This window comes from Clostridium moutaii (genome assembly GCF_041205085.1).
GTDB classification, from domain to species: domain Bacteria; phylum Bacillota; class Clostridia; order Clostridiales; family Clostridiaceae; genus Clostridium_B; species Clostridium_B moutaii.
This window is the reverse complement of the sequence record NZ_JBGEWD010000010.1, coordinates 59974-81122: the sequence shown is the minus strand read 5'-3', so window position 1 is coordinate 81122 and position 21149 is coordinate 59974. Positions and strand designations below refer to the sequence as shown.

Annotated in this window: 20 protein-coding genes; 3 read left to right on the top strand and 17 right to left on the bottom strand. The window is 34.1% G+C overall.

The genetic code is table 11. The annotated features are described in order from the left end of the window. Positions 1-46: 46 nt before the first annotated feature. Complete coding sequence (locus AB8U03_RS11465) at positions 47-1246, top strand: S8 family serine peptidase (protein ID WP_369704689.1); 1200 nt, start codon at positions 47-49, stop codon at positions 1244-1246. A 109-nt stretch (positions 1247-1355) separates the two neighbouring features. After that, a complete protein-coding gene (locus AB8U03_RS11460; RefSeq protein WP_369704688.1) occupies positions 1356-1883 on the top strand; it encodes a ferritin in 528 nt (175 codons plus the stop codon). A gap of 197 nt (positions 1884-2080) precedes the next feature. Here AB8U03_RS11460 and AB8U03_RS11455 read toward each other — a convergent pair whose 3' ends face one another. The 14 genes from AB8U03_RS11455 to AB8U03_RS11390 form a co-directional block, all read right to left on the bottom strand. Then, positions 2081-3028, bottom strand: a complete 948-nt coding sequence (locus tag AB8U03_RS11455; protein WP_369704687.1) for a phosphoglycerate dehydrogenase — start codon at positions 3026-3028, stop codon at positions 2081-2083. Positions 3029-3065: 37 nt separating this feature from the next. After that, positions 3066-3911, bottom strand: a complete 846-nt coding sequence (locus AB8U03_RS11450) for an acetyl-CoA carboxylase carboxyltransferase subunit alpha (RefSeq protein ID WP_369704686.1) — start codon at positions 3909-3911, stop codon at positions 3066-3068. Positions 3912-3959: 48 nt separating this feature from the next. Beyond that, complete coding sequence (gene accD / locus AB8U03_RS11445; protein ID WP_369704685.1) at positions 3960-4835, bottom strand: acetyl-CoA carboxylase, carboxyltransferase subunit beta; 876 nt, start codon at positions 4833-4835, stop codon at positions 3960-3962. 125 nt (positions 4836-4960) lie between these two features. Continuing rightward, a complete protein-coding gene (locus AB8U03_RS11440; RefSeq protein ID WP_369704684.1) occupies positions 4961-6304 on the bottom strand; it encodes an acetyl-CoA carboxylase biotin carboxylase subunit in 1344 nt (447 codons plus the stop codon). A 25-nt stretch (positions 6305-6329) separates the two neighbouring features. After that, positions 6330-6785: a 3-hydroxyacyl-ACP dehydratase FabZ gene (gene fabZ / locus AB8U03_RS11435; RefSeq protein ID WP_369704683.1), complete on the bottom strand. Its 456-nt coding sequence runs from the start codon at positions 6783-6785 to the stop codon at positions 6330-6332. 62 nt (positions 6786-6847) lie between these two features. After that, on the bottom strand, positions 6848-7363 hold the full coding sequence (accB, locus tag AB8U03_RS11430; protein WP_369704682.1) for an acetyl-CoA carboxylase biotin carboxyl carrier protein: 516 nt from the start codon (positions 7361-7363) through the stop codon (positions 6848-6850). A gap of 1 nt (position 7364) precedes the next feature. After that, the gene (gene fabF / locus AB8U03_RS11425; protein WP_369704681.1) at positions 7365-8603 is read right to left on the bottom strand and encodes a beta-ketoacyl-ACP synthase II; all 1239 of its coding nucleotides are present in this window, start codon (positions 8601-8603) and stop codon (positions 7365-7367) included. Between the two features lie 24 nt (positions 8604-8627). Continuing rightward, positions 8628-9374, bottom strand: a complete 747-nt coding sequence (gene fabG / locus AB8U03_RS11420; RefSeq protein WP_369704680.1) for a 3-oxoacyl-[acyl-carrier-protein] reductase — start codon at positions 9372-9374, stop codon at positions 8628-8630. A 10-nt stretch (positions 9375-9384) separates the two neighbouring features. Continuing rightward, entirely contained in the window at positions 9385-10323 is a 939-nt protein-coding gene (gene fabD, locus AB8U03_RS11415; RefSeq protein WP_369704679.1) for an ACP S-malonyltransferase, read from the bottom strand. Then, the gene (fabK, locus tag AB8U03_RS11410; RefSeq protein WP_369704678.1) at positions 10311-11270 is read right to left on the bottom strand and encodes an enoyl-[acyl-carrier-protein] reductase FabK; all 960 of its coding nucleotides are present in this window, start codon (positions 11268-11270) and stop codon (positions 10311-10313) included. Before fabK ends, fabD begins: the two co-directional genes overlap by 13 nt. After that, positions 11267-11506 (bottom strand): phosphopantetheine-binding protein, encoded by a 240-nt coding sequence (locus AB8U03_RS11405; protein ID WP_369704677.1) that lies wholly within the window; start codon positions 11504-11506, stop codon positions 11267-11269. Before AB8U03_RS11405 ends, fabK begins: the two co-directional genes overlap by 4 nt. Before the next feature lie 27 nt (positions 11507-11533). Further along, complete coding sequence (locus AB8U03_RS11400) at positions 11534-12511, bottom strand: beta-ketoacyl-ACP synthase III (RefSeq protein ID WP_369704676.1); 978 nt, start codon at positions 12509-12511, stop codon at positions 11534-11536. After that, on the bottom strand, positions 12504-12980 hold the full coding sequence (locus AB8U03_RS11395; protein WP_369704675.1) for a MarR family winged helix-turn-helix transcriptional regulator: 477 nt from the start codon (positions 12978-12980) through the stop codon (positions 12504-12506). Before AB8U03_RS11395 ends, AB8U03_RS11400 begins: the two co-directional genes overlap by 8 nt. Before the next feature lie 41 nt (positions 12981-13021). Further along, positions 13022-14083, bottom strand: a complete 1062-nt coding sequence (locus tag AB8U03_RS11390; RefSeq protein WP_369704674.1) for an NAD(P)H-dependent flavin oxidoreductase — start codon at positions 14081-14083, stop codon at positions 13022-13024. Between the two features lie 381 nt (positions 14084-14464). On the opposite strand from AB8U03_RS11390, the gene AB8U03_RS11385 reads away from it, so the two are divergent. Then, positions 14465-15826: a nucleobase:cation symporter-2 family protein gene (locus AB8U03_RS11385; RefSeq protein ID WP_369704673.1), complete on the top strand. Its 1362-nt coding sequence runs from the start codon at positions 14465-14467 to the stop codon at positions 15824-15826. 98 nt (positions 15827-15924) lie between these two features. On the opposite strand, the gene AB8U03_RS11380 is transcribed toward AB8U03_RS11385, so the two are convergent. The 3 genes from AB8U03_RS11380 to ygfK form a co-directional block, all read right to left on the bottom strand. Beyond that, complete coding sequence (locus AB8U03_RS11380; RefSeq protein WP_369704672.1) at positions 15925-16509, bottom strand: TetR/AcrR family transcriptional regulator; 585 nt, start codon at positions 16507-16509, stop codon at positions 15925-15927. 173 nt (positions 16510-16682) lie between these two features. After that, entirely contained in the window at positions 16683-18011 is a 1329-nt protein-coding gene (gene ssnA / locus AB8U03_RS11375) for a putative aminohydrolase SsnA (RefSeq protein ID WP_369704671.1), read from the bottom strand. A gap of 26 nt (positions 18012-18037) precedes the next feature. Then, positions 18038-21058, bottom strand: coding sequence for a putative selenate reductase subunit YgfK (ygfK, locus tag AB8U03_RS11370; protein ID WP_369704670.1), 3021 nt, complete (start codon positions 21056-21058; stop codon positions 18038-18040). Positions 21059-21149 lie beyond the last annotated feature (91 nt).

Here is a 21149-nt window from a genome sequence, read left to right as displayed (position 1 = left end):
ATAATAACTATTATAATATATTATAAATAATCTTAAGGGGAATGATATGTTTTCCATTAAAAATAAACTAGAACCTAATTTAAGATCATCAATGGATAAAAACTTATACAAAAGTTATAGAATAATAATACAATATAATTCTCTGCCCGAAACTATAGAAAAAAAAATAAGATCATATAAAGGAAAGGTATTGCGTTCTATCCCCATTATAAATTGTATAGGTGCTCTTTTAACACCTAATGCTATAAGTAGGATAATAGAATTACCCCAAGTAAGTCATATTTCAAATGATTGTTTTGCCCTGTTATGTGCTGGGAAAAGTATACTTACTTCAAACGGTATAGTCTCTCAGGAGAAATATAAGCTTACTGGAAAGGGTATATGCATAGGTGTAGTAGATTCAGGTGTTTATCCTCATCCTGATCTTCTAAACCCCAAAAATAAGATCAAGAAATTTATAGACTTAATAAGAGAATACAAATATCCTTACGATGATAATGGACATGGTACTTTTATAAGTGGAATTATATGTGGAAATGGGAATGAATCCGGTGGAGTGTACAAGGGTATCGCAGAAAACAGTAATATTTACTCTATAAAGGCTTTCAATTCCCTCGGAAAAGGATTCGTATCAGATATTTTATTTTCAATTCAACTTCTCCTAAATGAAAGTGAAAATGAGAACATAAAGGTAATTTGTCTTCCTTTCGAATTATGTGTAAACAATTATTTTATATTATCTCTATTCGAAAAGGCCTTCCAAAAGGCAGTAGAGATGAATATAACTGTTGTAGTACCTTCAGGACATTGTGGCAATGTTCAAGGCAGTATAAGAGGTATAGCCATTCTTAACAATTGTTTAACCGTAGCTGGAATAGACACGAGCTCTAAAATTATTAAGCCATATATCTATTCTTCCTGTGGACCTGTAGGCAAAATTGAAAAACCTAATTTAACCGCTGGTTGTGTAAATATATGCTCTACAAATTCTAATACAGAATATATATCTGAAAGAAATGGAGTTAAAATATATCCAAAATCTCTGGAAGATCCATATATCTGTTATACCGGTACTTCCTGTGCAGCAGCTTATATAAGCGGGATATGTGCTCTTATATATGAAAATAATCCTGCGCTCACTTTTAATGATCTAACATCACTTCTCAAAATATCATGTGATCTTTTAAATATTCCTAAATGGTATCAAGGCGCTGGTATGCTTAATATAGATAGGTTGCTTCCTTAAATAATATTGAAGATCTTTGAGCCGCTCTAAATATTTGACATTTCATTATTGTGTGTTATTATGTAATATATACTATTATATAATAATATTTTATTTAGGAGGTCTTATAATGTTAAGCAAAAGATTAAAAAAAGCTATAAACGATCAGATAAATTTCGAATATTATTCTGCTAATATTTATTTAGCCATGGAGGCATATTTTGCAAGAGAAAACTTGAATGGTTTTGTCAACTTTTTCAAGGTTCAAATACAGGAAGAAAATTTTCATGCATCAAAATTTTTTGACTATTTAAATCAAGTAGGTGCTGATATCACTATAAAAGGATTCCCTGATCCTAAAAATGATTACGAATCACCACTTGCTGTTTTTGAAGCTGCTTTAAAACATGAACAAATCGTTACTTCAAGAATTAACGATTTAATGGCTACAGCCAATGAAGATAAAGACTATGCATCCATAGCCCTGATTCAATGGTTTGTCAATGAACAGGTTGAAGAAGAGAATACATTTAACAATGGCATTCAAGCACTGAAAAGAATAGGTGATAATCCAGCTGCACTTTATCTATACGATCAAGAACTTGCAGCAAGAACTTTTATACCACCTACACCTTCAACATCAAATCAAAATCAATAGTATTTTTTAGTTAACAAAAATAAACTGCAAGGAATATACCAGGCTATTCCCTGCAGTTTATTTTAATTTGAATTATTTAACATCCCTCAGGTACGATAGGCACTGCTCCGCCCCTGAATTGATTCTTCTAAGGTTTCACATAGGAAGCATTCTTTGTAGAAAGACTTTGTCAAACCTAAGAATCACTTGATATAATTTTAATAACCTCTATATACATCCACCAAATTATTTAATTTATCGCCTGATGCATATCTTTTTAAATTATCATATATCATATTAAATCTTCTGATATCTGCTCTTTCTGATATCCATGAATTATGTGGTGTTATTATTACATTTTTAAACTCCCACAAAGGGCTATTCTCATCTAAGGGCTCCTCTTCCACTACATCCAGTGCAGCTGCAGCTATCTTTTTATTTCTTACATTTTCTATAAAAGCCTTTTCGTCCATTATTGCTCCTCTTGCTGTATTTATTATATAAACTCCATTTTTCATAGACCTAAATGCAGCTTCATCAATCAAGTGTCGCGTTTTTTCAGTATAAGGAATAGTTATTACAACTATATCACATAGTTTCAGCATATCTTTCATATCTGCTGATGAAAAACATCTATTAAAATAAGGTACTTCTCTACCCTTTGTATTCAATCCTACAATTTCCACATCAAATCCTGCCAACCTTTTTGCAGCTTCCTTAGCTATGCTGCCCGTTCCAATAAATCCTACAGTTTTACCCCATAATTCCAGTATATTAGTATCCATTTTCCATAATTTATTTTGTTGCTTTTCATAAAATCCTCTACTGTGCCTTAACATTTCCAGTATTTTTAATACTATCCACTCACCCATAGGTATACTATATCCACCCCTATTATTAGTAATCGATATGTGATTTTTCTTAACTACATCTATAGGCAGCTGATCTATGCCTATACTAAATAATTGTATCCACTTTAACTTTTTCATATTACTTATATCTAAAGTTTTAAATGGATCATAACAAAGCAGCACCTCTGTATCCTTCATTTCCTCTGTATAACATGCTTCTCTTTCTCTTACAACCTTTATATCATATCCCAGTTTTTTTATATTATCCATATTCTCATCACCAAAATTACGAGTACACAGCACCTTAATCTTCATGAAATTCACCCCTATTAAAATATGATAATTTAATTATCTAGTCTAAAAATTTTCCAATATGCCTAAATTTATTATACCTGTTTTCCAGTAATTCCTTTTTAGATCTTTTCCTAAGTATGCCTATTTTTTCTATAAGCTGCTCCTTTATAACCCGGGACATCTTTCCCACATCTTTTTGTGCTCCGCCTGCAGGTTCTTTTAATACTTTATCTATTATACCATACTTTTTTAAATCTTCAGCTGTAATCTTCATAACTGCAGCTGCTTCCCTGGCTTTAGAGGCATCCTTCCAAAGTATACCCGCAAATCCTTCCGGAGATAAAATAGAATATATGGAATTTTCCAGCATCCATACTGAATCTGCCACAGCAAAAGCCAGAGCACCTCCACTTCCGCCTTCTCCTATTATCAAAGATATTATAGGCACCTCTAATTTAAATATCTCCATTAAATTTCTGGCTATAGCCTCTCCCTGTCCTCTTTCTTCTGCCTCCATGCCACAAAAAGCCCCAGGAGTATCCACAAAACATATAATAGGTCTATCAAATTTATGAGCCTGTTTCATAATCCTTATACTTTTCCTATATCCATCAGGTTCCGGCATGCCAAAATTTCTTTTAATATTTTCTTCAGTATTTCTCCCCTTTTGCTGGGCTACTATTGTCACAGGTTCCCCATCTAACAATCCGATACCGCATACTACAGATGGATCATCTCCGAAATACCTGTCTCCGTGGAGTTCTATAAAAGAATCAAATATATTTTCTATATAATCTAAGGAAGTTGGCCTTTCTATCATCCTTGCCAAAATCACCTTTTTCCACACATCTTTGCTATCAAGTCTTTTATTTAAGATTTTCTGAACTCTTTCTAATTTTTCCATATAAGAGCTTCCTTTCCTCTAGAAAATTTATATAAAATTTTTGAAATATTATCTATTTTTACTGTGAATTGATAATATTTTTCCTAAAGTATTTTTTAAATTTTCTCTTGAGACTATACTATCTACAAATCCATGCTGCAATAGAAATTCCGAACTTTGAAATCCAGAGGGAAGTTTTTGTCTTATAGTTTGTTCTATTACTCTTTTCCCTGCAAATCCCACAAGTGCACCCGGCTCCGCCAATATTATATCTCCAAGCATGGCAAAACTAGCTGTGACTCCTCCTGTAGTAGGATCTGTAAGTACAGATATATAAAGAAGTCCTTCCTCATTTAACCTGGAAATGGCTCCGCTTATTTTAGCCATTTGCATAAGTGAAAAGATCCCTTCCTGCATTCTTGCTCCTCCAGAAGCTGTAAAAATAATCAGTGGAAGTTTTAACTCTATAGCCTTTTCTACTGCTCTAGTTATCTTTTCTCCTACTACAGAACCCATGCTTCCCATCATAAAATTACTATCCATAACGCATATTACTGCATCTTCTTTCAATATAGTACCTCGCCCTGTTATTACTGCCTCTGTCATATTTGTTTTTTTCTGCATATCTTTAATCTTATTTTCATATCCTTTGAATTCTATGGGATTTACTGAAGTCATATTCTCATCAAATTCGCAAAAACTTTCTCTATCAATTATAAGATCTATTCTTTTTTTTGCATTTATTCTAAAATGATGGTTACAGTACTGACATACGTTATAATTATTTTTCAGATCATTCTTGTACAATATCCTACCACAGCCGTCACATTTTACCCACATGCCGTTTGGTATGCTGGGCTTTTTATTTAAATTATCATGAATGTCACTTAAAGCCTGTTGACTTACTGTAATATACTTTGTCTTTTTAAACAATTTATTCAACAAGATTTATCACCTCTTTTAAAGAATGCTTTTCTCCACCTGAACCTTAGAAAAACTTATTCAGGTTGCTTATCCCCCACTTTACAAAGCTGAGGGCGTTAGCTGAGCCATGGGAGAAAAACATCATTCTAACACTTTAAATTATTTTCTATAAATTTTGTATCATAAGTTCCATTTATAAATTCATCACTATTTATGATTTCAAATTGAAAATCTATATTGGTATCAACACCTTCTATAATAAATTCTCCTAAAGCTCTTTTCATCCTGCATATAGCTTCTTCTCTATTTTTACCATATACAATAAGCTTTGCTATCATAGAATCATAATATGGAGAAATATTATATCCTGAATAAACTGCACTGTCTATCCTTACATTAAAACCACCTGGTACATATAAATCTTTTATTTTCCCTGGCGAAGGTATAAATCCTTTTTGTACATTCTCTGCATTTATTCTGCATTCTATAGAATGGCCCTGGATTTTTATATCTTCCTGAGAAAATCCAAGTTTCTCTCCAGCTGCAATTTTTATTTGTTCCTTTATAAGATCTATTCCGGTTACCATCTCAGTTATACCATGTTCCACCTGAATACGTGTATTCATTTCCATAAAATAATAATTATTGCTTTTATCCAAAAGGAACTCCACAGTTCCTGCATTATTATAATGTACTGCTTTAGCGGCCTTTACTGCTGTTTCTCCCATAGATCTTCTAAGTTCTTCTGTAACAACTTTACTCGGTGCTTCCTCCAGAACCTTTTGATTTCTTCTTTGCATGGAACAGTCTCTTTCCCCCAGGTAAACTGTATTCCCAAAATTATCTGCCAGTATCTGAATTTCTATATGCTTTGGTCTTTCTATAAATTTCTCCAAATATATGGTGTCATCACCAAAGGCAACTTTAGCCTCTGCCTTAGCATTTTCATAATTTTTTATAAGCTCATCTTCTGTGTATACAACTCTTATGCCTCTTCCTCCGCCACCTGCTGAAGCTTTTATCATAACAGGATACTTTATACTCTCGGCAACTTGCAAAAGCTCTTCCTCTGAAGTCACAGCTCCATTTGAACCCGGTACAATTGGAATGTCATGCTTACTCATTATATCTCTGGCATTGGACTTATTACCCATTCCTTCAATACACTCTGGAGCAGGCCCTATAAAATCAATATTACATTCCTTACATATACTGGCGAACTTGCTATTTTCAGATAGGAATCCAAATCCAGGATGAATAGCCTGAGCGCCAGATAAAACTGTAGCACTTATTATGTTCTGCATATTTAAATAGCTTTCTCCAGGAGAAGCAGGCCCTATACAAATGGCTTCATCTGCTAATTGTGTATGAAGGGCTTCCCTATCAGCCTCAGAATATACGGCCACAGTTTCTATGCCCATTTCCCTGCATGCCCTAATTATTCTAACTGCTATTTCTCCCCTGTTTGCAATCAAAATTTTACTAAACATTTTTTAAAACTCAACTCCTGACAATTTAGTCTTTGTCCCCTATCATAAACATCAATTCCGCTTCTGCAGCTTTTTTATCTTCAACATATGCTGCTGCCTTTCCTATTCCTGCAGGGCCTTTAACTTTTATAATCTCAACCTCCAATTTCAGTGTATCTCCAGGTACTACTTTTTTTCTGAACTTTGCTCTATTTATTCCCCCAAAAAAGGCTATCTTATTTTTAAATTCTTCTTTACTCAATATAGCTACAGCTCCAGCTTGAGCCAGAGCTTCTATTATAAGTACTCCTGGCATCACAGGTTCCTCTGGGAAATGTCCTGAAAAAAAATACTCATTCCCAGTAACATTTTTATAAGCTGTAACTCTTTTTCCTGGTTCCATATACGTAACTTTATCTATCAGTAAAAATGGATATCTATGTGGGATAATTGCTTTTATCTCTTTTAATCCAAAATTCACATTAAATTTATCTTCATCCATATGCATCTTTTCCTCCCATAACTCTCTATATTCATGCAATCAGTTGAAAAATATCATTAATTTTAGATATTGGTCCTTATTTTAAATAGTGTTTCTCCATACTCCACCATCTGTTTATCTTTAGCCAAAATTTCCACTACCTCACCATCTGCTTCAGTTTGAATTTCATTCATAAGCTTCATGGCCTCTATTACACAAAGAGTATCTCCCTTTTTTACTTTAGATCCTATGCTTACAAAAGCAGGTTTCCCCGGGTTAGGCGAACTGTAAAAGGTGCCTACAATAGGTGATATAACGTTCTTTATATTATTATCTTCTCCTACAACATTTTTTTCTTTTTTATCCGAGCTCAATTCACCTAATGTGCCATTCTCTTTATCCTTCTTTTTACTGACATATTTCTTTAACATATCATTTTCTTTAGGTTCATCTTCTTTTACAAAATTTATCTGCTTTATATTTCCTCTCTCTCCTTCTTTCTTCATTATTATAGATATGTCCTGCCAATTAACTTCTAAGTACCCAAGTTTTGAATCATCCATAGTTTTTATAATATTTTCAATTGCTTTAAAATCCATATTACTCACTCCATTTTTTTAATAGAATAACCGCATTATGCCCCCCAAATCCCAAGGAATTAGACATAGTATATTTAACTTCTACATCTCTGCCTTTATTAGGTATGTAGTCAAGATCACATTCCTCATCCTTTTCACTATAACCTATTGTAGGTGGGAGATAATTATCCTCCATGGATTTAACACATATTATAGCCTCTATTGCTCCTGCTGCGCCCAAGAGATGTCCCGTCATGGATTTTGTAGAACTCACTGGTATATCTTTTGCAAGATCTCCAAATACTTTTTTTATAGCTTTAGTTTCAGATTTATCATTACTTATAGTACCTGTTCCATGAGCATTTATATAAGAAACTTCCTTTTTATCTATTCCTGCTTCCTCTATTGCCATTTCCATAGCTCTTGCCGGTCCTTCTCCATCCGGAGCTACAGATGTTATATGATAGGCATCACATGTAGAACCGTATCCAACTATTTGGGAGTATATATGTGCCTTCCTATTTTGGGCATGTTCTAAAGATTCCATTATAACAATACCTGAACCTTCTCCCATGACGAATCCTCCTCTTTCCCTGTCAAACGGAATGGAGGCTCTCTTAGGATCACTGCTCCTGCTAAGGGCAGTTAATGATATAAATCCAGATATAGAAAGAGGTGTTATAGAAGCTTCCGCTCCTCCTGCAATCATCACATCAGCTCTTCCATCTTCAATAATTTTATAGGCTTCTCCAATAGCGTTAGTACCTGTAGCACAAGCTGATACCACTGTAGTGCATATACCTTTAGCTCCAAATTTTATGGCTATATTTCCTGCTGCCATATTTCCTATAATCATTGGAATAAATAGCGGCCTGATTTTATTAGGACCTTTTTCTATAAGAGTACTGTGCTCTTTTTCTATGGTACCTATTCCACCAATACCGGATCCTACTAAAACCCCAAATTTATATTTATCCATGGTATCCAAATCAATCCCTGAATCCTTAACTGCCTCCTCTGCAGAAGCCATGGCAAATTGTGAAAACCTGTCAAGTCTCCTAGCTTCTCTTCTACCTAAAATTTTATCAGCATCAAAGTCTTTTACTTCAGCTGCCAACTTTGATTTAAAATTTTCTGTATCAAATGCTTTAATAAAATCTATTCCACAAACTCCCCTTTTTATATTATTCCAAAAAGTATCAACATCGTTTCCAACTGGTGTAACTGCTCCCAGCCCTGTAATTACAACTTTTCTTTTCATAAATTTCACCTGACCTTTAAAAATTTACATTACCATTCCACCATCTATATTTATTACTTGACCGGTTATATAATCTGCATTAGATGATGCTAAAAAAGATACTGCATTTGCCACATCATAAACAGTTCCAAACCTTCTCAACGGTATACTATGTAATGCATTTTCCCTTATTTTTTCTGATAAAGTTTTTGTCATATCTGTTTTTATAAAACCTGGTGCCACAGCATTTGCATTTATTCCTCTTGATGCCAATTCCCTGGCTGTGGATTTGGTAATTCCTATTATTCCAGCTTTTGCTGCTGAATAATTTACCTGGCCTGCATTGCCAGTTACACCTACCACCGAAGATATATTTATTATCTTTCCTTTCCTTTGTTTCAGCATTATAGGGCTTACATGCCTTATGCAATTAAAAGTTCCCTTTAAATTTACTTCTATTACCTTATCAAAATCATCTTCTTTCATTCTGAGCAGCAAACCATCTCGAGTTATTCCTGCGTTATTTACAAGTACATCTATTCTTCCGAAAAAATCTACAGCCTGCTTTATAATATTTTTTGCCTCTTCAAATACACTTACATCTCCCTGTACGGCAATAGACTTCCTTCCTTTACTCTCAATTTCACCTACTAATTCTTCTACACTACCTGAGCTATTCCTATAATTAATTACTATATCAAACCCGTCATCTGCCAATTTAAGTGCAATAGCTCTTCCAATCCCTTTAGCCGCCCCTGTAATTACAGCTACATTCTTACTGGCAATATCCATTGTATTTCTCCTATCTATTTTTTAATATTTGTACTGCATTATTTAAAGAGTCAATATCCTGAACATTTAATACAGTAACCTTTCTATTTATCTTTTTTACAAATCCACTTAATACCCTTCCAGGCCCTATTTCCACAAAAGTATCAACTCCTGCTTCAAGCATGGTATTTACGCATTTTTCAAAAAGAACTGTACTCATAACCTGTGTTTTTAGATAAGATTTTATATACTTGACTTCTTTAATTATTTCTCCTGTAACATTTGTCACTACTGGAATTGAAAAATCTCCCATAGTAACCTTATTTAATTCCAACTCCAGCTTCTCTGCTGCTGGTTTTAACATAGATGTGTGAAAAGGTGCACTGACTGAAAGTTCCACTATCCTACGTGCCCCCCTTTCTTTTAAAAGCTGGCAGGCAGCTTTTACCGCTTTTATCTCTCCTGCAATTACCACCTGACCTGGACAGTTTACATTTGATGGCTCAACTATGCCTAAAGTTTCACAATGTTTACAGGCATCTTTCACTTCTAAATAATCCAATCCCATAACAGCAGCCATAGTTCCCACACCTTCAGGTACTGCCTCCTGCATGTATTTTCCCCTCTTTCTCACTAAATCGACAGCTGCTTTAAACTCAATAGAACCACTGCAGACAAGTGCTGAATATTCCCCCAAACTTAATCCTGCCGTAATATCAGCTTCAATGTGAAAACTCTCTAAAGCTTTTAAGGCAGCTATGCTGGTAGTTAAAATTGCCGGTTGAGTATTCTCAGTCTTGTTCAAATCCTCCTCTGGACCTTTAAAACACATTTCACTTATAGGAAAACCCAATACATTATCTGCATCTTCAAATACCTTTTTGCAAACATCTATATTCTCAAAAAGATCTTTTCCCATGCCCGCATACTGAGCTCCCTGACCTGAAAACAAAAAACCTATTTTTCCCATAATTTACCTCCAAATATACCTTTTACATTTTTAATATCACAATCCGCTTGTTTAAGTATCTCTTCTATTATTTCGCTACAACTTTGTTCCTTACATACAAGTCCAGCTATTTGTCCTGCCATAACGGATCCATTGTCTATATCACCTTCACGAGCTGCCTTGGAAAGAGCTCCTTTTCCAAGCCTATCATACTCCTCTAAATCGGCCCTGTTTTTTTCCAACAGCTGAAATTTTCTTACCAATTTATTCCTGATAACCCGTACTGGATGCCCTGTAACCCTAGCTGTAACTTGAGTATCTATATCCCTTGCCTTCAATATCTTGTTTTTATAATTTTGATGAACCGTACATTCTTTAGCCACCAAAAATCTAGTTCCAAGCTGAACTCCCTGAGCACCTAACATAAAAGCTGCTGCCATTCCCCTTCCATCTCCGATGCCGCCTGCTGCAATTACAGGAATGTTCACAGCATCAACTACTTGAGGGATCAGTGACATTGTAGTCAGTTCCCCCACATGTCCTCCTGATTCATAACCTTCTGCAATAACCGCATCCACTCCTGCCCTTTCCATCCTTTTAGCCAGTGCTACAGATGCTACCACCGGCATGACTTTTATATTATGTTCCTTCCACATATCTATGTACTTTCCCGGATTTCCCGCACCTGTAGTTACAACTCTAACATTCTCTTCACACACCATTTTAGCCACTTCCTCTGCTGATTCCGATAAAAGCATTATATTTACACCAAATGGCTTATCTGTAAGCTGCTTTGCCTTTCTAATTTCACTTCTCACCCAATGGAGAGGTGCATTTCCCGTAATTGTTCCAAGTCCACCTGCGTTAGAAACTGCTGCTGCCAGAGAACTATCTGCAATCCAGGCCATACCCCCTTGAATAATTGGATACTTTATTCCAATCATGTCAAGGAATACAGAATTAATCATAAGTCAGCCCTCCTGTCTTTAATTTTGTCATTTACAACCTGTATCAAATCATTTATGGTCTTTATATTTTCTACATCTTCTATTTCTATCTGGAAATCCTCCTCTACCTCAATTATTATTTGAAATAATTCCAGTGAATCTATACCTAAATCTTCAAAAGAAGTTCTTATATCTATATCTTTTTCCTTTAATTCCAGTTGATCTATTATTATTTTTTCTATTCTTTCAACTATCATTGTCATCCTCCAAAATCCTATATGAATTTATATTACCTTAATTATAAGTCCGCCATAGGTCAATCCTCCTCCAAAACCTACAACAAGAATCTTATCTCCACTTTTCACTAGATTTTTTTTATATACTTCATCTAAAGCTATTCCAACACTGGCGGCTGAAGTATTTCCATAGAGATCTAGGTTAGTGTAAAATTTATTTGAATCTATTCCTAACTTTTTAGCAGCACATTCTATTATCCTGGAGTTGGCTTGATGAGGAATTATATACTTAATTTCTTTTAAATCACAATGTGATTCAGTAAGCAGCACATTCACTAATTTAACTAAAACTTTTACTGCAAATTTAAATATCTCCTTTCCATCCATACTCACTGTGCTTTTATTTAGAGATATTCCTGGATTCGCACAAAAGTTATTTACTGGTATTGCTGGGCAAATTAATGCCTTTCCTTTACTGCCATCCGAACCCGTATATATGGACAGTATTTCCTCCTCATTTCCACTTTGCAAAATGGCAGCTGAAGCACCATCTCCAAATAAAATACAGGTATTCCTATCCTGCCAGTCAATTATCTTGGAAAGAGTTTCAGCTCCTATAACAAGCACTGTATTAAACCTTCCTGTTCTTATAAATTGTGCGGCAATATCCATACCATATATAAAACCTGAGCAGGCCGCCGATATATCAAAACAAGTTGCATTAACAGCCTTTATATTTTTTTGCACTATACAGGATGTTGATGGTATAAAACTATCGGGAGTAGCTGTTGCCAGTATTATAAGATCAATGTCATTTGCTTCTATTTTTGCACTCTTTATGACATCTATTGCAGCCTTTGTAGCCATATCTGAAGTATCTTCTCCCTCAGATATTCTCCTCTGTTTTATTCCCGTTCTGCTTGTTATCCACTCATCACTGGTATTTACCATATGGCTTAGTTCATTATTATTCACGATTTTAGAGGGTACATAACTTCCTGTACCTATAATTTTAACTTTATTCATCATTTTTCTCCTTCAATCCAGCCTTAAGATTATATTTTGATTTAAAGAAACTATTTAGTTTTTCCAGTGATTCAACTAAAATTGTCTCTTCTTGTTCCGTCAATCCACTTATAGTCTCCCTAACCATATCGGAGTGAAACTTTTGGTGAACTCTAAAAGCCAGCTTTCCTTTTTTTGATAATTTTATATATACAATTCTCCTGTCCTGTTCACTGCGTTCCCTTAGGACATATTCTTTTTTTACCAAATGATTTATAGCTGTAGTTAAAGTACTAAGTGTTATATCTAATTGGCAAGCCACTTCTGTCATGGTTCTAGGTTTATACATACCTATAGCTTCTATAGTATGTATTTCTGTAATAGATAAATCTTTAAATATGGAATATTGAAGAGACTTTTGTTCTATTACTAAAATATCATTAAAAAGATCTACTAATAATTCATTTACAATATTTATACCCTTGTTCACTAGATCACCACTTTAATAAATTTATTATTTTATCTTTTATGTTACAAATTTTCTGCTTCCATAACAAGTTCTTTTATAAGTTCTTTAACTTTAACTATTTTATCTATCCTATAAGCATTGCTTCCAACAAAAATCAGTCCCTCATCTATATTTCCACTAACAGAATTAATTAAGGCCTCAGATATACAATAGGGAGTTTTACTGGGATCACATTTTTTTAAGCAATTATAACATTTGTAAGGTATAATCCTATTCTTCTCAGCTTTTTTTATAAACTCATTTCTTATAGCTCTTCCAGGAAGTCCTACTGGACTCTTTATTATTTTTATATCCTCTTTTTTTGAATTTATATATGCTCTTTTAAAACTCATTTGGGCATCACATTCTTCAGTAGCCACAAAACGGGTTCCCATCTGTACTCCATCTGCTCCTAATTTTAAAAATTTCACAATATCCTGTCCTGTATATATGCCTCCTGCAGCTATTATCGGAATATTTGCCCCACCTTCAAAGGAACTTGCAACTTTAATAACATCACGCACTATATTATCTAGGCACTCCTTTCCCTCTTGAAGCTGTTCCAGATGAAATCCAAGATGTCCTCCTGCTTCCGGTCCTTCTACTACAATTGCATCCGGCATTTTAGCATATTTTTTAATCCAGTTTCTAATTATAATAGAAGCTGCTTTCCCAGAAGAAACTATAGGTGCTAATTTTATATCGCTGCCTGAAACAAGTTTAGGCAGGTTAAGTGGAAGACCAGCACCTGATATTATTATGTCAGCCTTTTCCTCTACAGAAGTTTTCACCATATCATCATAATCATTTATAGCTACCATGATATTTACTCCGATTATACCCTTAGGACTTAATTTTCTGGCTTTTCTTATTTCCCTTCGCAACGCCCTAATATTTGCTTCCTTAGTATTTATTTTAAAATCTGGCTCCCTATATCCTATTTGGACTGTAGAAATCACACCAATGCCACCTTCGTTTGCCACCGCTTGTGTCAGTCTGTGCCCAGAAATTCCTACACCCATACCACCTTGAATAATGGGTATAGTGGCTTTTAAATTTCCTATGATCAATGGAGGTAATTTCATTACAATTCTCCCCTTTTAAATTTTTGATTATCAAATATTTTGACAATCAAAGTATATATTAAAAACTTTAAACTGTCTATAGTTTTTAAGAATAAAGTTAATATTATTTCCTATTATATCCATATGCTCTTATAAAAATCCAATTAAAATATGTTGTTTAAAAAATAGTTTTAAAAAAGACATAATTTCATTGCTAAAATATTGACAATATTTTTTTAATATTGTATGATCAAAAAGTAATATTTATTTGACTAACTAGTTAATTAGTTTTGTATTGAAATTTATTTGCCTTTAATGAAAACATTTTCTTATACTATCTAATGTTAAAATTATAATTTTTAACATTAAATATAAAAGCTATTTTATAAAGGAGGATTATACATGTCAGAAAAAAATGTAAAAAAAGTGGACAAAGTAAATGAAATGCTGCCAATTCCTCAACTCACTACTTTAGGGCTTCAACATGTACTTGCCATGTACGCTGGAGCTGTAGCTGTGCCTTTAGTAATTGGTAGTTCCGTAGGCTTAACCCCAACACATCTGTCACTTTTAGTAGCTGCGGATTTATTCACCTGTGGTATTGCAACCTTAATACAAGCTATTGGTATTGGAAACGTTATAGGAATAAGACTTCCGGCAATCCTGGGTTGTACTTTTGCAGCTGTGGGCCCAATAATTATTATTGGTAAAAACTTTGGAATGCAAACGGTTTATGGGGCAATAATAGCCTCTGCCATATTTGTGTTACTGGTTGCACCACTATATGGAAAAATATTAAAACTTTTTCCCAATGTAGTAATAGGAACCGTTGTCACAATGATTGGACTTTCACTAATTAATGTAGGTGCTACCAGTATTGGTGGCGGCAGTGGTGCAAAGGATTTCGGAAGTATACATAATCTTTTGCTGGCTGGTTTTGTAATTATTGTAGTATTGCTGTCCAATAAGTACTTAAAAGGTTTCTTTCAATCAATTTCTATTTTAAATGGTATTATTTTAGGTACTATAGTTGCTTCATTTATGGGAATGGTTGATTTTTCTGTAGTTAGAAATGCCAAATGGATAAGTTTTGTATATCCTTTTAGTTTCGGTATACCAAAATTTAATATTGGTACAATAATTATGATGTGTTTTGTAATGTTGACGGTAATGATTGAATCAACAGGTACTTATCTTGGAATCGGTAAAGTCTGTGATAAGAATATAACTGAAAAGGATATAGTACGTGGAATCAGGGCAGAAGGCATTTCCTCACTTTTAGGAGGGATATTCAATTCTTTTCCCTATACTACCTTTAATCAAAATCTAGGTCTTTTGGCCTTGAGTAAAGTAACAAGTCGTTTTGTTGTAGTGGTTTCTGGTATTATTCTTGTTGCCCTTGGATTAATTCCAAAGTTTGCTGCCTTAGCTACTATTATTCCTCAACCTGTTATAGGAGGAGCTACGATTATAATGTTTGCTATGGTTGCCGTTGCAGGTATTCAAATGCTTTCCTCCGTAGATTTTAACAAAAATTCAAATATGCTAGTTGTGGCCTGTTCTATAGGATTAGGTCTTGGAGTAACTATGATGCCTGATTTATTAAAACACACTCCACAAATATTCAATTCCATATTCAGTAGTGGAATTGTTACAGCATCAGTAACAGCTGTAATTCTCAATGCCTTTTTAAATCACGGACAACATGAAAGTGCCATCAAAAGCAGTAATAGTACAGAGGTCTTAAAGAATACTGAAAATTAAACAATTGAAATACAAATAATATACTTGTTTCACTAGGGAAAATAAATCCATATGAGTTTATTTTCCCTAGTTTTTTATATTATTAAAAATGTCCTATTCTATTTTTGAAAGATTTCATCAAATATCAGTTCTTCTGCTGCATCAAAATATTCCTCTAAATCAAACTTACCTTCATCTATGAGATACTGCAGTGATCCTCCTAACATTAAAGATACCATTATAAAAGGTAACATGTCTTTAAGTTTGTTATCAACCTTTTCTATAGATTCACTTTTATCTAATATTTCATCCACATTAGTACGCCATATATTAAAAGTATCTTGAAACTTTTTTCTTATTTCCTCATTTACCGTGCCTTGAACCCAATAGTCAAATTGAATATACTCCAATTCTTTTCTGTTCATAATTTCATCTTTTTTCTGTTCAAAAAGACCCTTAATGTTTTCTTTGGAGTCTTTATTTTTTAAATCAATATAATTTTTACGTAAAGTGGAAAATTTCTCTTGAACCTCGTCTAAAAGTGATATCATTATATCGTTTTTAGTAGCAAAATGATAATGTAAATTGCCCTGGCTCATTTTAGCTTCTTCTGCAATCATATACATGCGGGTTCCACTTATTTTTTCTCTGGATACCACCTTCATTGCAGCATTCAATATCTTTTTTTTTATATCCTTTGTCATATCATCATAACCTCTCTTTTCCCAGCAGCTATATATTTAATTTTGAATAACGACCTCATAATATTATACTCTTTACCCCAAATTTTAAATTAAAATGGACTTAATTTCAACATAAAGATGAATTCCGGCAAAAATAAAATTTTCACCGGAATTCATCTTAGTAATATGGATTTTTAAAAGCGCTTCCAAAGATCACTTGCAAGCTCACGGCTCTTTGCCATAATCTTTTCTTCATCAATACCCATAAGTTCCCTGTCTTCCATAATGACCTTTCCATTTATAATTGTTGTATCTACACATCGTCCATTAATACCAAATAATAAATGGCTGTTAATATTGTTTTCATTAATAGGTGTTGGTGGATTGTAATCTACTATGATTATGTCTGCCAATGCACCCTCCTTTAATATTCCTACCTGTCCATTAATAAATCTCTCAGTTATCTTCCTGTTATTTTCAAATAGCATCTTTGGTATTTCAGTATATGCCACAGTTGAATCCTTTTTAACATGCTTATGAATAATATTTCCCACTTTATAGGATTCCATCATGTCATTAGTATATCCATCTGTTCCAAGTCCAAGCAATATACCTTTCTTATACATTTCAAGTACTGGGGAAGCTCCTACAGCATTGCCCATATTGGATTCCGGATTATGAACTACCATAACATCCTTTTCTTTAATTAAATCCAATTCATTTTCTGCAACATGAATACAATGTACCAAAATGGTTTTATCGCAAAGTACTCCTGCATCATACCATCTCTCTACAATTCCCTTACCATACTTGGCTCTTGAATCTAGTTCGTCTTCAACACCCTCCCCAGTATGAACATGGAATCCAGTATTTAATCCTGCAATAGATTTTAGACACTTTTCCAGAGTTTTTTCTGAAATAGTCATAGAAGCATGAAGTCCAAACATAGCTCTTAACATATCATCATTTTTAGTATTACAGTATTTAATAAACTCTGCATTTTCAGCGATACCTTCATCTGCTATTTTTTCTCCATCTCTATCAGATGTTTCATAACACAAGTTGCTTCGAATTCCTATCTTCTCTGCTGCTTCTGCAATTTTAAACAAACTGCCTCTAACTGCATGCGCACTGGCATGATGATCAAAAACCGTAGTCACACCATTTTTTATTTCATCTACCATTGGTACAATTGCACTATAATAAACATCTTCTAACGTCAATGCCCTATCCAGTCTCCACCACAATCCTGTAAGTATATCCACCAGGTTTTTAGCAGGCGGACTATCATTGGCCATACCTCTGGCAAAAGTACTATAATAATGCATATGGGTATTTATAAATCCCGGCATAATAAGCCTGTTTTTTGCATCTATAAATCTGGCATCTGTATATTTTTCCTTTAATTCTTTAGTAGTACCAATCTCAACGATTTTATTTTCGTCAACCACAACACATCCGCCATTTATAATGGGTCTTGTATCATCTCTAGTAATTACCTTACCATTTCCAACAAGCAGCATTTATTTTCCCCCCAAACTTCTAATATTTATTTTATCATATAGCTGTATTTTTCTATACAAGCCTTAATAATATTCTCCATCTCTTCTGAAATCATATCTTTGTCACCAAGGGTATAATCAGTAATCTGACCATCCTCTTCCCTAACCTTGCAAATACATTTTTCCTTGTCTAAAATCAAGAATCCTTTATTTGTACTGTCTTCAAAGTCTTCCTTGGACCAGAAAAGAGTCACCTTATCTTTATAAGGATTGCCTTTATAAGGGCAGAATATCCCACAGTTCCCACACTCATTGCACATTCCATCTACATGTACAATCTGATGCGAAGATGCAGAATTTTGTTCTACTTTAACTAATACATTGGCTCTATTAGGGCATACATCAACGCATAATTCACAAATATGATTGCAGGCAAGGCATCTCTTGGATTCACATTCGTTATAAGCAGGGTTTTTTAATATACCCTTCTTGCTATATAATTCTTTTGTATCAAAAGAAATGTCTTTCTGTACAAAATCACTACTTAAATTTTCCTTTGTCAATATATCCTTAGCTATTGCTTTTCCATCTGCTATAGCGCTCACAATAGTAGATGGTCCTTTTTTTGCATCTCCTGCAACATATACATTTGAAATATTAGTCTCACATGAGTTGCTTATCTGAGGTAAACCTTTCTCATCCAACTTAATCCCATTATTAGTTAATAACTCGCTATCTATCTGTTCTCCAACGGCAAAAATAACCGTATCAGCATCTAGAGTTTTCATGCTGCCAGTTTTTACAGGTCTCCTTCTGCCTGAAGCATCTCTTTCTCCCAATTTCATCTCATCGCAGATAAGCTTACCATCTTTTATAGCTGTAGGTGAAAGAAGTTCTTCAAATAAGATACCTTCAGAATCAGCTAAATCCAATTCTTCTCTACTGGCAGGCATATATTTCTTAGTTCGCCTATAAACTATAGAAACATTCTCTACCCCTGTTACTCTCTTCGCAGCACGTGCTGAATCCATTGCCACATCACCGCCGCCAATAATACAAACATGCCTGCCTAATTTAACATTTTTCTTTTCTGACTTGTATCTTTCCAGGAAAGATATGGCATCGACAACCTTTTCTTTTCCTTCTTTTAATGATACCTTTCCAGGTTTCCACGCACCTGTTGCCAATACTATATAGTCATATTTCTTCTTCAATTCATCTATATTAGAATCCCCATTTATACCAAACTTAAATTTTACCCCCTGCTTTTTAACAAGTTCAAAATCCTTTTTAATCATATCTGAAGAGATCCTAAACTCTGGTATTACATATTCTACTATACCATAAGGTTTTTCTCTCTTGTCCATTACTGTTACATCCATGCCATTTCTTCTTAGAAACATGGCGGATGCCAACCCAGCCGGTCCTGCACCTATAACTGCCACCTTCTTGCTGCTCTTTAAATCTACCGGTTTGATACCTTCAATATATTTATCCTGAGAATTTAAAACAGCTATCTTCTTCATATTTCTAATTAAAACCGATTCATCATAATCTAATCTTGTACATTTATACTGGCAATTATGATTACAGATAGTTCCTGTAATCGCCGGTGATGCATTATCCTTTACAATTACAGAAAATGCTTCATCATATCTTTTATCACCTACTAAAGCTATATATTCAGGAACTTGCTGATTTATAGGACATCCTATAGTACAAGGTGCTATTGAACAATCATAAATAGGAAGCTCCATAGAAATCTTTCTGCAATCTACAGTTCTCAATTCTTTAAGATGATGTTTATCCGTAAAGGATTCCCTTGCAAGTTCTTCTAATTTAGTTGTATCAATACCTGAAAAAGCACCTTTAAGTTGTTCTTCCACTTTTTCCGCCATCTGAGTTACCCTCTCATATCCTCCTGGTTTTAAAATAGTGGTTGCAAATGTAATCGGTTGTATACCTGTAGCTAAAATTTTATCCACATTAAAGAAATCAGCACCACCTGAATAGGATATCTGCAAGTTTCCATCAAATTCCTTGGACAATTTACTTGCTAAAGTTATTGTAAGTGGGAAAAGGGATCTCCCTGACATATACATCTCCTCACCCGGCAATTCGTCATTTACTATTTTAACTGGTAAAGTATTGGTCAATTTTACTCCTATCTCCAAATTCGATTGTGCAGCAGTATGTTTTAAACGTTTTAGCATAGCCACTCCATCCGCATATTGTAAATCCTTTGTAAAATGATTCGCATTTAAACTTACATAATCATAACCCATACTATTAAAGGTATCTCTGGCAAACTTCTCCCCTAGGAGAGTAGGATTCATCTTTATAAATGTATTTAAATGTTTTTCCTTCAGCAAATAATTTGAGATCTTTTCAATTTCTTCCGGAGGACATCCATGCAACGTGGACAATGTAATGGATGAGCACACGCCTGTTGCTATTTCATTTAAATCCTTCTCATTGAATTTATTAAATAAGTTCATGTGTGAAGAAAGCACTTCTTTGCACTCTTTCCATATCTTTGTACCAGATGCATTTTTCATTCCTTCAATATAAGCATCTATTTTAGGAGATTGTATACCTTTCAAATCATAGCCTACACTCATGTTGAATATAAAATCCCGTTTCTCGCTTAAATTAAGTTCTTTCATCAAAACATGAAGCAGAAACCAGGCCTTTATATATTCATCAAATGCTTCTTGTACCCTTAACTCAGTGGACCATTCCACGTTATAACATTCATCCTGGGCATAAATACATGGCTTAGCCACCGGTAAGTCCTCTCCATCTATAGTTTGTACTGTTTTCAATTCAATGAAACGGCTTCCTGCCAAATAGGATGCCACAATATTTTGAGTAAGTTGCGAATTAGGACCTGCTGCTGGTCCCAGTGGTGAAGATAATCTTTCATTAAATATTATAGTAGATTTTTGTCCCTTATTTTTATAAAACTTATTCTTGTGAATCCCAAATATAGTTCCATTTGTGTTTAACTCTTTAATGGTCCAATTAACCATTTTTTCAAAAGAAATCGGGCGCATTTTATCGCTCATTTTTCATTCTCCCTTCAATAAAATAAATCACCAATACTATCTCATTCATTAATTTTGATATAATATGGAGTGTCTCAAAATAAATTTGAGT

Coding starts and splice junctions, on each gene's coding strand:
- fabK (WP_369704678.1), bottom strand. CDS start 11,270: ATGATTAATTCTGTATTCCTTGACATGATTGGAATAAAGTATCCAATT.
- AB8U03_RS11380 (WP_369704672.1), bottom strand. CDS start 16,509: ATGACAAAGGATATAAAAAAAAAGATATTGAATGCTGCAATGAAGGTG.
- AB8U03_RS11455 (WP_369704687.1), bottom strand. CDS start 3,028: ATGAAGATTAAGGTGCTGTGTACTCGTAATTTTGGTGATGAGAATATG.
- AB8U03_RS11405 (WP_369704677.1), bottom strand. CDS start 11,506: ATGATAGTTGAAAGAATAGAAAAAATAATAATAGATCAACTGGAATTA.
- AB8U03_RS11400 (WP_369704676.1), bottom strand. CDS start 12,511: ATGAATAAAGTTAAAATTATAGGTACAGGAAGTTATGTACCCTCTAAA.
- AB8U03_RS11440 (WP_369704684.1), bottom strand. CDS start 6,304: ATGTTTAGTAAAATTTTGATTGCAAACAGGGGAGAAATAGCAGTTAGA.
- fabG (WP_369704680.1), bottom strand. CDS start 9,374: ATGGATATTGCCAGTAAGAATGTAGCTGTAATTACAGGGGCGGCTAAA.
- fabD (WP_369704679.1), bottom strand. CDS start 10,323: ATGGGAAAAATAGGTTTTTTGTTTTCAGGTCAGGGAGCTCAGTATGCG.
- fabF (WP_369704681.1), bottom strand. CDS start 8,603: ATGAAAAGAAAAGTTGTAATTACAGGGCTGGGAGCAGTTACACCAGTT.
- fabZ (WP_369704683.1), bottom strand. CDS start 6,785: ATGGATGAAGATAAATTTAATGTGAATTTTGGATTAAAAGAGATAAAA.
- ygfK (WP_369704670.1), bottom strand. CDS start 21,058: ATGAGCGATAAAATGCGCCCGATTTCTTTTGAAAAAATGGTTAATTGG.
- AB8U03_RS11385 (WP_369704673.1), top strand. CDS start 14,465: ATGTCAGAAAAAAATGTAAAAAAAGTGGACAAAGTAAATGAAATGCTG.
- AB8U03_RS11460 (WP_369704688.1), top strand. CDS start 1,356: ATGTTAAGCAAAAGATTAAAAAAAGCTATAAACGATCAGATAAATTTC.
- ssnA (WP_369704671.1), bottom strand. CDS start 18,011: ATGCTGCTTGTTGGAAATGGTAAGGTAATTACTAGAGATGATACAAGA.
- AB8U03_RS11450 (WP_369704686.1), bottom strand. CDS start 3,911: ATGGAAAAATTAGAAAGAGTTCAGAAAATCTTAAATAAAAGACTTGAT.
- AB8U03_RS11390 (WP_369704674.1), bottom strand. CDS start 14,083: ATGAAATTACCTCCATTGATCATAGGAAATTTAAAAGCCACTATACCC.
- accB (WP_369704682.1), bottom strand. CDS start 7,363: ATGGATTTTAAAGCAATTGAAAATATTATAAAAACTATGGATGATTCA.
- AB8U03_RS11465 (WP_369704689.1), top strand. CDS start 47: ATGTTTTCCATTAAAAATAAACTAGAACCTAATTTAAGATCATCAATG.